This is a genomic window from Enterococcus sp. AZ101 (assembly GCF_050499005.1).
Classification (GTDB): domain Bacteria; phylum Bacillota; class Bacilli; order Lactobacillales; family Enterococcaceae; genus Enterococcus_L; species Enterococcus_L ureilyticus.
This window is the reverse complement of record NZ_JBMHEZ010000001.1, coordinates 1,876,625-1,891,854: the sequence shown is the minus strand read 5'-3', so window position 1 is coordinate 1,891,854 and position 15,230 is coordinate 1,876,625. Positions and strand designations below refer to the sequence as shown.

Annotated in this window: 13 protein-coding genes, 1 other RNA gene and 3 pseudogenes; 14 read left to right on the top strand and 3 right to left on the bottom strand. The window is 36.2% G+C overall.

The window, feature by feature from the left end; genetic code table 11:
- Positions 1 to 20: 20 nt before the first annotated feature.
- The 7 genes from IGJ50_RS09005 to nth all read left to right on the top strand — a co-directional run bounded on the left by IGJ50_RS09005 (position 21) and on the right by nth (position 5,689).
- The gene (locus tag IGJ50_RS09005; protein ID WP_429949953.1) at positions 21 to 563 is read left to right on the top strand and encodes a DUF1273 domain-containing protein; all 543 of its coding nucleotides are present in this window, start codon (positions 21 to 23) and stop codon (positions 561 to 563) included.
- Positions 564 to 656: 93 nt separating this feature from the next.
- Entirely contained in the window at positions 657 to 1,088 is a 432-nt protein-coding gene (gene gpsB, locus IGJ50_RS09000; protein ID WP_069639693.1) for a cell division regulator GpsB, read from the top strand.
- A 22-nt stretch (positions 1,089 to 1,110) separates the two neighbouring features.
- An RNA gene (gene rnpB / locus IGJ50_RS08995) (RNase P RNA component class B) lies at positions 1,111 to 1,486 on the top strand.
- Between the two features lie 118 nt (positions 1,487 to 1,604).
- Positions 1,605 to 2,768, top strand: coding sequence for a THUMP domain-containing class I SAM-dependent RNA methyltransferase (locus IGJ50_RS08990; protein WP_207121470.1), 1,164 nt, complete (start codon positions 1,605 to 1,607; stop codon positions 2,766 to 2,768).
- Positions 2,769 to 2,778: 10 nt separating this feature from the next.
- Positions 2,779 to 4,278 (top strand): carboxypeptidase M32, encoded by a 1,500-nt coding sequence (locus IGJ50_RS08985; RefSeq protein WP_429949951.1) that lies wholly within the window; start codon positions 2,779 to 2,781, stop codon positions 4,276 to 4,278.
- Positions 4,279 to 4,313: 35 nt separating this feature from the next.
- Positions 4,314 to 5,030, top strand: a complete 717-nt coding sequence (locus IGJ50_RS08980; protein WP_069639696.1) for a DnaD domain protein — start codon at positions 4,314 to 4,316, stop codon at positions 5,028 to 5,030.
- Positions 5,031 to 5,041: 11 nt separating this feature from the next.
- Complete coding sequence (gene nth, locus IGJ50_RS08975; protein ID WP_069639697.1) at positions 5,042 to 5,689, top strand: endonuclease III; 648 nt, start codon at positions 5,042 to 5,044, stop codon at positions 5,687 to 5,689.
- 83 nt (positions 5,690 to 5,772) lie between these two features.
- Here the strand turns inward: nth and IGJ50_RS08970 are convergent.
- The 3 genes and pseudogenes from IGJ50_RS08970 to IGJ50_RS08960 all read right to left on the bottom strand — a co-directional run.
- A protein-coding gene (locus tag IGJ50_RS08970; protein WP_429949949.1) for an IS3 family transposase occupies positions 5,773 to 7,166 on the bottom strand; the annotation gives its coding sequence in 2 pieces (ribosomal slippage) (positions 5,773 to 6,626 and positions 6,626 to 7,166; 1,395 coding nt in all).
- A 72-nt stretch (positions 7,167 to 7,238) separates the two neighbouring features.
- Positions 7,239 to 9,041 (bottom strand): glycerophosphoryl diester phosphodiesterase membrane domain-containing protein, encoded by a 1,803-nt coding sequence (locus tag IGJ50_RS08965; RefSeq protein ID WP_069639698.1) that lies wholly within the window; start codon positions 9,039 to 9,041, stop codon positions 7,239 to 7,241.
- 91 nt (positions 9,042 to 9,132) lie between these two features.
- A pseudogene (locus tag IGJ50_RS08960) lies at positions 9,133 to 9,522 on the bottom strand (TVP38/TMEM64 family protein); the annotation flags it as partial.
- Positions 9,523 to 10,023: 501 nt separating this feature from the next.
- On the opposite strand from IGJ50_RS08960, the gene IGJ50_RS08955 reads away from it, so the two are divergent.
- The 7 genes and pseudogenes from IGJ50_RS08955 to IGJ50_RS08925 all read left to right on the top strand — a co-directional run bounded on the left by IGJ50_RS08955 (position 10,024) and on the right by IGJ50_RS08925 (position 15,214).
- Positions 10,024 to 11,391 (top strand): Nramp family divalent metal transporter, encoded by a 1,368-nt coding sequence (locus tag IGJ50_RS08955; RefSeq protein ID WP_429950063.1) that lies wholly within the window; start codon positions 10,024 to 10,026, stop codon positions 11,389 to 11,391.
- 118 nt (positions 11,392 to 11,509) lie between these two features.
- Positions 11,510 to 12,034 carry a ribosome maturation factor RimM gene (gene rimM / locus IGJ50_RS08950; RefSeq protein WP_069639700.1) on the top strand — a complete coding sequence of 175 codons (525 nt, stop codon included), beginning with the start codon at positions 11,510 to 11,512 and terminating at the stop codon, positions 12,032 to 12,034.
- Entirely contained in the window at positions 12,024 to 12,761 is a 738-nt protein-coding gene (gene trmD, locus IGJ50_RS08945; protein ID WP_069639701.1) for a tRNA (guanosine(37)-N1)-methyltransferase TrmD, read from the top strand. Before rimM ends, trmD begins: the two co-directional genes overlap by 11 nt.
- A 39-nt stretch (positions 12,762 to 12,800) precedes the next feature.
- A pseudogene (locus IGJ50_RS08940) lies at positions 12,801 to 13,454 on the top strand (CatA-like O-acetyltransferase).
- A gap of 134 nt (positions 13,455 to 13,588) precedes the next feature.
- Entirely contained in the window at positions 13,589 to 13,936 is a 348-nt protein-coding gene (rplS, locus tag IGJ50_RS08935) for a 50S ribosomal protein L19 (protein ID WP_010761540.1), read from the top strand.
- 437 nt (positions 13,937 to 14,373) lie between these two features.
- Positions 14,374 to 14,601, top strand: a pseudogene (locus IGJ50_RS08930) (hypothetical protein); the annotation flags it as partial.
- A 244-nt stretch (positions 14,602 to 14,845) separates the two neighbouring features.
- On the top strand, positions 14,846 to 15,214 hold the full coding sequence (locus tag IGJ50_RS08925) for a winged helix-turn-helix transcriptional regulator (protein ID WP_429949946.1): 369 nt from the start codon (positions 14,846 to 14,848) through the stop codon (positions 15,212 to 15,214).
- The last annotated feature ends 16 nt before the right edge of the window (positions 15,215 to 15,230 follow it).

The following is a 15,230-nucleotide window of genomic DNA, read 5'->3' as shown; positions in this document are numbered from 1 at the left end:
ATGAAAGAAAAGGAATGTCTATGGAAATTGTAAAAACACTTTATGTGACTGGCTATAAAAGCTTTGAAATCGGGGCTTTTCAAGACAATGACCCTAAAATTACAGTTATTAAAAATCTATTAAAAAAGGAAATCATAGGCTATTTAGACATTGGATTAGAGTGGGTTTTGGTTTCTGGTAACCTTGGAACAGAGATTTGGGCAGCAGAAGTCGTTGCGGAGTTAAAGAATGATTATCCAGAACTAAAATTAGGGCTTGTTTATCCTTTTAAAGACTTTGGTAGTAACTGGAACGAAAAGAATCGAGCAAATTTAGAAAAAATCGAACTATTAGCCGACTTTGTAGATTCAGTAAGCCACCAGCCTTATAAATCACCGGCACAATTAAAAATGCATACCAAATTTTTACTAGAACATTCTGGTGCTGCTTTATTGATATACGATAAAGAATATCCAGGTAAAACGGAGTATTTTCTTAAGGATGCGGAACGTTTTTCTGAAAAATTTCCTTACGAAATCCGCCTGATAACGATGGATGATTTACAAAACTCGATGGATTTGTGATAATCTGTTTGATTTTCTGACGATTTTCCGATACAATAATGCTGTTGAACTATGAACTTTTATCCTAATCAAAGAAAATAATGAGGTGTAAGTATGGCAAATTTAGTATACAGTCCAAAAGATATTTTACAAAAAGAATTTAAAACAAAAATGCGCGGTTATGATCCAGTGGAAGTTGATGAATTTTTAGATAATGTAATCAAAGATTATGAAGCTTATAATAAAGAGCTTCTAACTTTACAAGAAGAAAACAACCGTTTATTAGCTAAACTTGATCAAGCGTCTAAGGTACAACAAGCAATGCCAACACGCGGCGCCCAAGAGATGCCGAAAAGTGCTGCTGTTACTAACTTTGACATTCTAAAGCGTTTATCTAATTTAGAGCGTGAAGTATTCGGGAAAAAATTGGATGATACTCCTGCTTCAAATCCAATTTCAGGTATGAGTCATTCTAACCCATATGAAAGTAATCTACACAATTCTTATGAACGTGAAATCGACCACTCAGAAACACGTCAGTTTTAATTGATAAACATCAAATTTTGTAATTTTCGGGTGATCGCGGTTTGAATTTTATTCAAGCTGAGGAAAGTCCATGCTCGCACAGACTGAGATGTCTGTAGTGTTCGTGCTTAGCGAAATCATAAGCTAAGGTATTCTAGTAATAGAATAACGGCAGGAAAAATGACTAAGGTTTCGGCTACGTCAAAGTACCCTTGAAAGTGCCACAGTGACGAAGCAATTTTGGAAACGGAATTGGTGGAACGCGGTAAACCCCTCGAGCGAGCAACCCAAACAATGGTAGGGGCACTCTTCTAAAGGAAATGAACGAGTAGAAGAGGCAGATTAATTTCTGCAGATAGATGATGACCGTCGAATGTTTTCTCCTGAGAGGCATTCGATACAGAACATGGCTTACAGAAAATTACAAGTATTCAGGATGACCTTCCAACTTTGTTGTGAAGGCTTTTTTTAAAGTAAGAGATAAATAGAGTTACGAAGTTCTTAACGATAACAAGAACAAGAACAAGAGGAGATATAATGACAAAAGAAAAAACATTTAAACTTGTTGCAACGGCAGCAAGTGGTCTAGAAGCGTTAGTAGGAAAAGAATTACGTGATTTAGGTATTCCTTGTGAAGTAGAAAATGGCAAAGCCTTGTTTGAAGGAACCATGGAAACAATTGCGACAGCAAACTTATGGCTCCGTACAGCAGACCGTATTAAAATTATTGTCGGTGAGTTTGATGCCTTTAGCTTTGATGAGCTATTTGAAAAAGTCAAAGCGTTGCCTTGGGAAGATTATCTACCGATGGATGCTGAATTTCCTGTGGCTGGAAAATCAATTAAGTCCAAATTATATAGCACACCTGATTGTCAATCCATTACGAAAAAGGCCATCGTTAATCGCTTGAGAGAAGTGTATCATCGTCCAGCAACAGTGCCATTGGCTGAAACAGGTGCTTTTTTTCAATTAGAAGTGGCTCTTTTAAAAGATCATGTTACTGTAACGATCGACACGACTGGTCCGAGCTTATTTAAACGTGGTTATCGTATTGAAAAAGGTGGAGCACCACTAAAAGAGAATATGGCTGCAGCCTTAGTGATGTTAACGAATTGGCGCAAAGACCGACCATTCTTTGATCCTGTGTGTGGGTCTGGGACGATTTGTATTGAAGCCGCACTTATCGGACATAATATTGCGCCAGGCTTTAACCGTGAATTTGTCTGTGAAACATGGGATTGGTTTGATGCTGCTGTTTTCGAAAAAGTTCGTAAAGAAGCAGATGAAAAAGCCGATTATGATATCGAATTAGACATCATGGGTTCAGATATCAATGGAAAAATGATCGAAATCGCCAAAGCAAATGCAGAAGAAATCGGATTGGGTGACTCAATTACCTTCAAGCAATTAGCTGTGCATGATTTTACAACAGAAAAAGAATACGGTGTAATGGTTGCAAATCCACCTTATGGAGAACGACTTGGGGAAGAAGAATCTGTTCGTAAACTTTATAAAGAGATGGGAGAGGTTTTCCGTCCCCTTAAAACTTGGAGTAAATATATCTTAACGAGTGATTTAACATTTGAACAATATTATGGGGCTAGAGCAACCAAGAAAAGAAAACTTTATAATGGTGCCCTGCGTACCGATTTATTCCAATATTGGGGCGAAAGACCGCCAAGAAGACCAAGAGAAGAGTAGGTAAAATAATATGAAAGAACAAGAATTTTTACAAGAGATAAAAGAAATCGAATTGCTGAAGGAAGCATTGGGATTACTGGAGTGGGATAGCCAAACAGGAATGCCAGAAGCTAGTAGTGCCTTTCGCGGAGAAACTGTAGGCTATCTATCTGGGATGGCATTTGAGCGCAGCGTTGGGCCAAAAATTCAAGAAGGATTGACTTATTTTGACACACATTCGGATGAGCTATCAGAACTAGGATTAGCGGTTTACAAAAAGGTCAAAGAAGAGTATGAGCTAAATCACAGTATTCCAACGAATCGGATGCAAGCTTACAATACGGCACTTACTAACGCGCATAATGCTTGGCTACAGGCTAGGAAATCTAAAGATTTTGCTCAGATGAAAAATGAAATTCAAACAATCGTTGATTTTTTGAAAGAGTTCATTCCATATTGGAAGAAAGACGAAGCCACAAATTATGATGTGCTATTAAATCAATACGAACCAGACCTAAGTGTTGAAAAACTAGATCAGATTTTTGGGCAAGTGAAATCTGGTATTATGGAGATCAGAGCGAAAATTGCTGAAAAAGGAACGATACCACGTACAGATTTTTTATCGAGACGTGTCACAAAGGAGCAGCAAAGAACCTTTGTTATAGGAGTTGCAGCGCAGTTAGGCTATGATTTTTCTCGAGGACGTTTAGATGATACCGTTCATCCATTTATGTTGGATTTAAATCGGAATGATGCGCGAATCACGACACGTTGGGATGAGTTAAATTTTGCGATGGCAACATTTGGCGTTATTCATGAAGCCGGTCATGGTATTTATGAACAAAGTATTGACCCAAAATATGATCATACACCCCTTTCGGCAGGTGCTTCGATGGGAATCCATGAATCTCAGTCGCTATTTAATGAAATTATTCTTGGAAGTAATAAACATTTTTGGAAAAAACAGTTCCCTTTTTTCCAAAAATGTACAGAAGGTACTTTTGATGATATTGAATTTGAGACTTTCTACGATTCCTTAAAGGAAACGAAAGCAAGTTTAGTCCGAATTGAGGCAGATAGTTTAACCTATCCACTGCATATCATCATTCGTTATGAAATAGAGAAGATGATTTTTAATGAAGGGGTTTCTGTAGCGGACTTACCACAAATCTGGAATGACAAATATGAAGAGTATTTAGGCATTCGTCCGATTAATGACTTAGAAGGAATTGTTCAAGATGTTCATTGGTCAGGCGGTAGTTTTGGCTATTTTCCTTCGTATGCTTTAGGTTATATGTACGCTGCGCAATTACGTCATGCGATGGGCAAAGAAATCAATGTAGATGCCGTTTTAGCTAGTGCAGATTACTCATCGATCAAAGACTGGTTAACAGAGCATATCCACCAATATGGTGCTTCGAGAAAGCCAAATCAATTGATCTTAGATGCAACAGGTGAAACGCTGAATCCACAATATTTGATCGATTATATGAAATCAATTTATTATGATGTCTATAAAATTAAAGAGTAATGCTGTTATTGAGCAACAGAAACGAGGGAGCGGTTATGTTATCAATCAAAGAATACCTAAATGCTGGTGAAACAACTGTCTCCAATTTAGTAATCGAGAACTATCAGAAAATTGGTCTAACCGATGAAGAGTTTCTATTTTGGCTACAATTATTTCGTTCTCAAGCTAAAGGAGATTTATTTCCAGATTTGGCTGAGATCAGTTTGATCATGGGAAAACCTATAGATGTTATCTATAAATTATTGAATCAACTTGTTTCACGTGGATTTTTAATCATTGAAACAAAACAGAATGATCAAGGCCAAATGATGGATACGTATGATTTACTACCCATTTTTGAAAAGATCGGTCTTTTACAACAAAAGCAGATAGAAAAACAAAAAGAAATCACATCAGAAGAAACAATCAAACAGCTTTATCAAGGATTTGAAAAAGAGTTTGGTCGCCAACTATCGCCAATCGAGCTTGAGATGATCGGTCAGTGGTTAGAAACAGATCACTACCAACCGGAACTTATTCGATTAGCATTAAGAGAAGCAGTGTTAAATCAAGCTTATAGCTTAAAATATATCGATCGGATCTTATTAGCTTGGGAGCGTAAAAATATTACGACAAAAGAACAAGTTGCAGAAGATCAAAAACGACGAAAACAAGTGCTTATCCAAAAAGAAATCGAACAACAAGGTGCTCAAAATGAGCCAATTCCAAAAGTTACCTTACACAATTGGCTTAATCCAGAAGATAGTGAGTAGGAGGTAGATAAATGCTTTCTAAAGAGAAAACAATGGAAGCGATAGAAATCATGTATGATATGTTCCCAGAAGCAGCATGCGAACTTACACATAAAAGTCCATTTCAACTATTAATTGCTGTTATTTTAAGTGCCCAAGCTACGGATGTTTCTGTTAATAAGGCCACACCTGCCTTATTTGCTGCATATCCAACACCTGAGGCCCTTGCGGTAGCACCAATAGACGATATCATTCAAAAAATCAAAACGATTGGCTTGTATCGAAATAAAGCAAAGAATATTAAAGCTTGTGCTGTACAATTATTAGATCAGTTTGATGGAAAAGTGCCTGAAACTCGTGAAGAGCTGGTATCTTTACCAGGCGTCGGCCGTAAAACGGCAAATGTTGTGATGGGTGATGCATTTGGAGAACCTGCGATTGCAGTTGATACACATGTAGAGCGCGTATCAAAGCGTTTACGCATTTGTAAATTAGAGGCAAATGTTATGGAAGTAGAAAAAACATTGATGAGAAAAATTCCTAAAGAATTATGGGTCAAAACACACCATACGATGATTTTTTTCGGTCGTTACCACTGTTTAGCTCGAAATCCTAAATGTAATATTTGTCCGCTTCTATACCTGTGCCAAGAGGGGAAAACTCGAATGGCTTCTAAATAAAAAAGAGTGAACTATAAAAAAATTATATGAAGTGAGACCCAATAGTTAGACCATAACCCGACCGAAGAAATTTGGTCGGGTTATTATGCGGTCATCCGTTTGCGATATTGAACGGGACTGCAGCCGAGCCTTGTTTTGATTCGGTGATGATTATAGTAATTAATCCACTCTTTAATTGCCCTCTTCAACCTTTTAAAGCTTGTATAAATCACACCATAATAAATTTCTTGCTTTAATAGACCAAAGAAGCTTTCCATCGGTGAATTGTCAAGACAATTCCCTTTTCGGGACATGCTCTGGAATATTTTTTTCTCCGCTAAAGGCTTTCTATAACCATTCATCTGGTAAGCCCAGCCTTGGTCAGAATGGAAAGTCCGACGATAGGGGCAGTCCGCGGTTTGTTCTATGGCTTCTTTTTGAGCATCAAGAACGGCCTTTGCATTTGGTTTTTCTGATATTCGATAGGACAGAATTTCCCCGTTAAACAGATCTAGGAATGGGTCTAAATACAGCTTCTTGATGACAGGTTTTCCGTTCGTATCTTGTTCATAATACTTAAATTCAGAAGTATCAGTTGTAATCTTTTGATGAGGAACCGAGGTAACAAATCGTCTGTGAATCCGATTCTTTGCCACTCGTCCAACAGTCCCTTTGTAGGAATTGTACTTACGTGATTTGCGTGTAAACTTTACGCTCTTCAGCCCAAGCTTACGCATGATTCGACGGATTTTCTTTTGATTTACCTTTACTCCCTGTTCGTTCAGGGCGATTTGAATCCGACGATACCCATAGTTCCCATCGTTTTCTTCGAAGATTTCTTGAATGGTTTCCTCTAGCTTGGCATCTGGATTCCCACGATTCAATCGCTTTTGCCAATACATATATGTCGCTTTAGGAAATTTTGTCGCTTCAAGAAGAATCGTTAATCGGAACTCCTTTCGGAGTTCGTGGATGATTCGTGCATCTCGTTCTTGAGTCGATCTGGGATATTCATCCCTAAAGCTCGGAGCTTTTTTACGAAGGCCAGTTCTGCACGAAGCAGTTCATTTTCTCGTTCCAGTTCTTGTTCACGCGTTAACGGCCTTTTTGGTATTTGTTTCTTCTTTTTCTTAGTCATTGAAGGCCTTCCTTTCAGTTTCGGTAAGAGACCTTCAATGCCTTCACGCAGAAATAGTTGGTGCCAATGTTGGAGTAGATTTCCAGATGGCAATCCATATTTCAATGCGACATTAAGGTAAGAGTCACCGCTAGTCAAATAATAGTGTATGACATCTTGCTTGAATTGGGAAGAATAAGTTTGTTTATTTTTACGTCGGTTTAAGGCATTAAAGTCCAATTTTTCTACAATCTTTACCCATTTTCTTACTGTTGAATCAGCTGGAATACCGTATCGGCGAGCTAGAGCCACATACCCACCTTCTCCCCTCTGATACGCTTCAACTACTGATTTTTTAAAGTCATAATCATATTTAGCCACTATAAAAAGCCCCCTAAGTTAGATTTTCTGGTCTAACTTAGGGGGCTCACTTCAATAGTTCGCTCTTTTTATTTAGCCAATGCCAATAACAAAATGAAGTAATTTATCTGAATAAGTTAGCTCATCTAAATCAGTTTTAATTGTTTTATTAAGTAATTTCAATTCATCGGTAACAATGCCGTCCACGCCATAAAACATCATACGTGTCATCGTATCTTCATCATTAACAGTCCAAGCATAGACTTTTTTACCATCATTATGGGCTGCATTAATAAAGTTTCGGTTTAATGTCGTATATTCCATTGTAAAAAAATCTACGTTTGAAACAGGCGGCCCAACGATATTGAATGGCAAAATATAACCAACATAAAATTGCGGTTCCAGTTCCTTTAGTTCTGTTGCTGTACTAAATGTCAACGTTTGTAGAATATGCTTCTCAGATAAAATAATCGGGCGGTATTTCTTGGTAAAACGGGCAACTAAATCTGGACTATCTTGCGGTGTCGTTTTGATTTCAATCAATAACTTCTGCTTGAGTTGTTTGGCTTTAGTTAAATATTGATCAAAAGAGCAAACACTCGCCTCCATCCCATTCTCCTTGGCAGTCAGTTGAGTCAATTCAGCTAATGTTAATTGATTAGGTCTTTTATCTATACCAGTCAGTTTTTTTAGATTGAAATCATGCATCACGACAAATTGTTTGTCTTTTGTTTCCTGAACGTCCATTTCTATATAACTGGGCTTCTCTAAACTTGTCTTCTCAAGAGCAGTCAAAGTATTTTGAACACCATTTGCTGCATCGACTCCTCTGTGAGAAATGGTTAATGGCTCTGTTAACGAGGGTCTACTTAGAAAGTCTGTATTATAAGCTCCCACACCAATACCAAAAATCGTTGCAATAAAGGCAAATGTTCCAACTTTTATGGCTGTCCATTCCTTTTTTTGCTGTTGTGGCTGATCAAAAAACCACTGGGGTAAATCTGGCAAAAAGCCTTGGTCATCCATATAATCGATTGTTACATAGAAGATTCCCACAGTAGAGAAGACAATATTAAGTAGCAAAATAAACTGTAAAAGCGTCATTCCAATAACGGCACTCACTAAAGCGTAGTTTGGGAATGTTGTTTCAATAATTGCTTGAACACTTAAGATCACTGTCGAACTGATAATAAAAACCAGAAGAATGCTACCACCGATCACGATAAACTGTCCTAAGATTTTAAAGAAATGCTGTTTTGTTGAGCGCCAACTTTCAGTAACAGCTTGACGAAAGGGAACATCCCTTAAAATCATTTCTGGTAAGGCAAAAATCAAACGAATAGACAGATAGAAAAAGAGCAAATAGCCTAAGATAACGAATGCAATGATTGTTACACGATTGGCAAAGATAAAGTCCATAATAAATGCTGGAATCTTTATTTTTGCAAGTAAATCTGAGTTAAAACCCAATCCACTCAATGGCAAAACCAAGAAAAAATAAAATAAAAAGAACAAAATGGTACTGAATTTAAGTTTCTTTAGTTGAAGAAGTGTTCCTTTAAGCAAATTAGTCAGTGCAATTGGTTCTTTTTTCTTTATGAAAAAAATGCTCAAAAGCAAAAAAGTATATTCAAAAAAAACAGCAATGACAATCATCAATAAGACAATAATCAAAGCAAGTAGAACGACTGGATGTCTTGTCAAAATAACTGGAATCGTATCATAAGATAAATAACTGATATTTCCTTGTTTTAATATAAAACGAGTAGAACTAGCTAAAAGCGGTAAGAGAACAAAAAGCATAAAACCATGCATCAATAAAACATCACGAAAATACGCTGAAGTCCCTGAGAAAAAATCTAACATATTTTTAAAACTATTTTTTAAGTATTTCATCATCTGATCCACCCTTATACAAATTAGAAGAAAAGAAAATAGGATACAATTGCATCCTATCATTACAGTTTCTATTATATATTTTTACGCTCTAAAAGCCTAATAAACCGTTTAAAAATGTGCCGCCATAGATCAAAGCTAAACTATATAAGAAAATGGAAATAGGTTTTGCTAAAATAATGATCAATGTAAATTTCTTTAAAGACATTTTAGTTAAGCCTGCCATCAAACAGAGCGCATCATCAGGAGCTATTGGCAGAAAAATTGCTAAAGCGAATAAACGCTCAAAACGTTTTTCATTATCCAACCAGCCAATGTATTTATTATAAGTCTTATCACTAACTAAACTTAAAATAAACGGTTTTCCATACTGACGACCTAATAAGAAAATGATGACAGAGCCAATCGCAATCCCTACATAATTATAGATGAATCCTGCGAAGGGACCAAAGATCAGTACACCAGCAGCACAACTAATGCCTCCAGGAATAATCGGGATCACCACTTGAATAATCTGGATCAGCATGAATAGTATTGGACCTAAGATAACTGAGTCACCCACTAACCCTCTCAAAGCGTCTACATCTTTAAAAACACCTAATCGTATAAAATAAATCGTCACAGCAATTGTGGCTATAATCCCCACGATTGAAATGCAATTGATAATTTTTCTTGAAAGCGCGATGCTCATTTGTATCATCTCCTTAAAATTACTATCTATAGTATAAAAGTCTTCTATCTATTTTACCATTGTTATTTATCAAATCTTACGAACAAAGTTGTAAGGAGGTAACTTATCTAAAAACATTATACAAAAAAGAACGACTAGAAACATCCTACTTTAGCCCTAAATAAAAAAATAGCCAAAGGTTTTCTATTTACAAGCAACAATGAGAGGTCTATAATTATGTTAAATATTATGGTGTCCCTAAAAAATAAATAATATAAACCTGATGATTTATAGTTGGAAGAAGGATAAATGATGAAAGAAGATAAAAAGGAAGCAGAAAAGTTGTTGGATTACGCAAATGGTCCTAGTTTAGAAGAAATTAATAATACTGTTGATGTTCCCAAAAATGCTAGTTTTTGGCGGACATTGATGGCTTATAGCGGCCCCGGTGCATTAGTAGCAGTGGGATATATGGACCCAGGGAACTGGATTACTTCCATTGCTGGCGGTGCTGAATATAAATATGCATTATTAAGTGTTATTTTATTATCGAGTTTGATTGCTATGCTACTTCAAAGTATGGCAGCCAAGTTAGGGATTGTTACAGGTAGAGACTTAGCCCAAGCGACACGCGAACATACTAATAAGAAAACTGGGTTCGTTTTATGGATTATTACAGAGTTGGCAATCATGGCCACAGATATTGCCGAAGTGATTGGCGGCGCGGTCGCTTTGCAATTATTATTTGGTTTTCCATTATTGATTGGTGTATTGATTACGACATTCGATGTTTTGTTATTATTGCTTTTAACAAAGCTAGGATTTAGAAAAATTGAGGCAATTGTAGCCTGTTTAATTGCTGTTATCTTTTTTGTATTTGCATATGAAGTAGCACTGGCTGATCCAAATATTGGCGAAGTACTTCGTGGCTTTATCCCTGATCCCAAAATTGCTAGTGACAAATCAATGCTTTTTTTAGCGTTAGGGATTGTTGGGGCAACTGTTATGCCTCATAACCTATATTTACACTCTTCAATTGCCCAAGCAAGAAAATTCGATCGTAATGATGATAAAGAAAAAGCCAAAGCCATTCGTTTCACGATTTGGGATTCAAATATCCAATTAACTGTGGCTTTTATCGTCAACTGCCTATTACTGATTCTAGGTGGCGCTTTATTTTATGGAACAAATAGTGACTTAGGCAAATTTGTAGATTTGTTCGATGCATTAAAAAACCCAGATATTGTTGGGAATATTGCTAGTCCGGTTTTAAGTATCTTATTTGCAGTTGCATTACTTGCTTCTGGTCAAAATTCTACGATTACAGGCACACTTTCTGGACAAATCGTTATGGAAGGCTTCATTCATTTAAAAATGCCTTTATGGATGCGTAGAGTCGTCACACGTCTGATTGCGATCGTACCGGTGATTATATGTGTCATTCTTTATGGTGGTAGAGAATCAGCAGTGGAAGATCTATTATTGTATACCCAAGTATTCTTAAGCATCGCATTACCAATTTCAATTATTCCCTTAACGATGTATACAAGTGATAAAAAAATTATGGGCAAATTTGCCAATCCTATGTGGGTCAAAGTGCTAGCTTGGATCATCGCTGTTGTTTTAACTGCCTTGAATTTATTCTTGATCTATGGAACAGTAACAGGAGTTAACGCTTAATAGGATAAAAAAGAAAGTAATTCTTTTTAGAATGGCTTTCTTTTTATTCTATATAATAGAATTCGTTCTATAGAAATGGTAGAATGAAAAAGACAAAATATTGAAATGAGGGTTTTAAGTGACTGAATATTTAAACGTTGGAAAAATCGTCAATACTCAAGGCTTGAAGGGAGAAGTTCGTGTGATCTCACAAACTGATTTTCCAGAGCTGCGTTATAAAAAAGGATCGGTATTGATGCTATTTCAAGAAAAAAAGGAACCAATTGAATTAACGATCAAAACCCATCGGAAACATAAAAATTTTGATATTGTGACTTTTGAAGATCATTTTTCGATCAATGATGTTGAAAAGTATCGTGATGGGATTTTGAAAGTGTCAAAAGAGGACCTGACAGATTTACCTGGGGATGAATTTTATTATCACGAAATCATTGGTTTGACTGTTGTGGATGAAAATAACAAAGAGTTGGGAAAGATAAAAGAAATTCTTTCACCTGGCGCAAATGATGTCTGGGTTGTTCAAAGACCGAAGAAAAAAGATGTGTTGATTCCTTATATCGAATCTGTTGTTAAATCTATTGATTTAGAATCAGGCATCGTTCGTGTAGAAATTCCTGAAGGTTTGATTGACGATGAAAATTGATGTATTGACGCTTTTTCCAAGAATGTTTGAAGGCCCAATGGGGGAGTCGATCATTGGGAAAGCTGTAGAGAAAAATTTACTGGAAATCAATATTTCCAATTTTCGTGATTACTCAGATAATAAGCATCAGTCAGTGGATGATTATCCTTATGGCGGTGGTGCTGGGATGCTTTTAAAGGTTCAGCCGATTTATGATAATTTACGAAGGATCGAAGAAGTATCACCAGAAACTGAAAAACGTGTGATTTTGCTAGATCCAGCGGGGAAACGATTCAATCAAAAAATGGCGGAGGAATTTTCTGAAGAAGAGCATCTAGTTTTTATTTGTGGTCATTATGAAGGATACGATGAACGGATTCGTTCTCTTGTTACGGATGAAGTTTCTTTGGGAGATTATGTTTTGACAGGCGGTGAGTTAGGTGCGATGGTTATGATTGATGCAACGGTTCGTTTGTTGCCAGATGTATTAGGGAATAAATTGTCCGCTCAAACTGACTCGCATTCAACAGGTTTATTGGAACACCCGCAATATACCCGTCCTGCTGAATTCAATGGTATGAACGTGCCAGAAGTACTTACAAATGGAAATCATAAATTAATTGATGAATGGCAGCAAAAAGAGTCGTTACGAAGAACCTTTGAGCGTAGACCAGATATGCTTAAAAAAGTAGAATTAACTGGACAACAATTAAAATGGTTAGAAGAAATCTACAATGAAAAAGTGTAGCATTAGCCTAAATTGAATCATATTAGAGGAGGTGTATCGATGGTCATACCAGCAACAGTTATTGATCAAAATAAATGGGAGCGTAAAGAACACTTTGATTTTTTCTCTAGTAATAGCCTACCTCTGTATGATATCACGACTCAAATTGACGTAACGCATTTTTATCACTACGCAAAATGCAATGAGATTTCCTTTTATTATGGCTTGGTATATGCAACGACCAAAATCATTAATCGCATCGAAAACTTTCGTTATAAAATTTGTGACAATTAGGTAGTTTTGCTCGATTATCTAATTCCTAGTTTTACTGATTTAAAAGCAAACAGTGAACTATTCCATATTATGACACTTGATTTTGAAGGAACGATGAAGGAATTTTCTGATGAAGCGAAAAAAGTAAGTGCTGCCCAACAGATGTATTTTCCTAAATCAGAGTACCCGCAAGATACAATGATACAGTTTTCTTGTCTACCGTGGTTTTCATTTACAAATTTAGGGAATGAATTAAGTTTAGACCGAGATGATTCGATTCCAAAAGTAATATGGGGTAAGTTTGAAAAACATGGGAATCATTTGTTATTACCTTATTCAGTTCAAGTTAATCACCGTCTTATTGATGGCATTCACCTAGGTAAGTTGATAAATCAATTGCAACAATATTTGGATCTGCTTGTGATAGAAGGGACTATTTAAAGTGTAACAAGAAAAATCTCTTTACAGCAAAGAATAGCTATGTTACACTATTTCAGTGAGTGCAAAGCGCTCAACTATTACGATATTCCGCTGTGGCAGTGCCATAAGAATGTTTGGAATGAGGAGAAAAAAGAATGAATCCATTAATTCAAGAATTAACACAAGAACAACTACGTACGGATATTCCTGCGTTTCGTCCTGGAGACACTGTTCGCGTACATGCGAAAGTGGTCGAAGGAACACGCGAACGTATCCAATTATTTGAGGGAGTTGTTATCGGTCGCCGTGGCGCTGGTATCAGTGAAACTTATACAGTACGTAAAATTTCTAATGGTGTTGGTGTGGAACGTACATTCCCATTACACACACCACGTGTTGCTCAAATCGAAGTAGTTCGTTATGGTAAAGTTCGTCGTGCGAAACTTTATTACTTACGTGCATTACATGGTAAAGCAGCTCGTATTAAAGAAATTAGAAGATAAGTGTTTCTTAGATTGCCCGAGTAAGAAAAAAGTGCGAAAGTCCTTGATATCAAGGGCTTTTTCTTTTGGCTTTGTTTAAGAAAATCGTGCGTATTTGCTGTGATTGTCCTTGATTATCCCAACTTGACTACCTGTGTTGTCAGAAAACAGGTGGAAATCATAGGTGAAATTGACGACAAAAAGGATTCCTAAAATACCAAAACGATGCCCCAATTTAGTAGATTAGGGGATGAGTCTACTAAATATAGAGAAGAACCTGTGCAGTTGGTGCAGGTGTAAAATGGACAAGCCAAAGTACTTTTTTACAAATGAAAGGGTGAGTGGCTGATGACAGTAAAAGATCATCGAACAATTTGGAAAGAAAAAAATGATTTAGAATTGATGGTATTAATTCAAGAATTTATTGAATTTGAAGGTATCACAAGTGAAGGTTTGTAACAGATTTTGAACTCTTAACAAGCCTGAAAAATTAAATTGTTCGATTGAACTTGGAAGAAAGCTTATCTATGACCGAATTTAGGAAAAGATACGATAGAGAAGCCTTACCATCAATTGATACGATTATGAGACGAACAAATAAAAATTGGGAAGAGCTACTAACTGAAATTGGGTACGATTATCGACCAATTAAGATAAGTAGACTTTTACAAAATTTAGAAAATTAAATAGTAGAAACAAGTGAACATCAGAAACTTGAAGCATGACACTAGAGCAAGATTTTGTACTTAAAAATCTTGCTCTTTTTTTCAAAGAATAAATAAAACAAGTAAATAGTCAATATAAAAACTTTTTGTAAATCAGGGTTTTTTTTATACTTTCATTTCTTGATGGAAGGAGTTGAATTGTTTTACAAAAAGTAAGTAATTACTTATTATAATCGCAGACATAACTAAGAGGAGCAAAGTTATTATGACAAGAAAAATATACAATTGCGAAAATGGTTGTTCTGTTGAATCAACCTTACAATTAATTTCAGGTCGTTGGAAAAGTGTTATTTTATACCATTTGATGTTTGATGGCGAATGTCGCTATAACAAGTTGCAGAAGCTTATTCCAGGAATAACTAGAAGAATGATTTCTCTACAATTGAAAGATTTAGAAAGGGATGGTTTGATTTATCGCAAGGTAGTTCAAGAGAAGCCCCTAATGGTTGTATATGGTATGACCGAATATGGTAATTCATTAAAAAATGTGATTGAACAATTATACAGTTGGGGAGAGGAATTTAATCACAAAAATGCGGGTACCCTTGAAGAAGAATGTTTAAATTGCTATTAATCAAAGAAACTTGGAA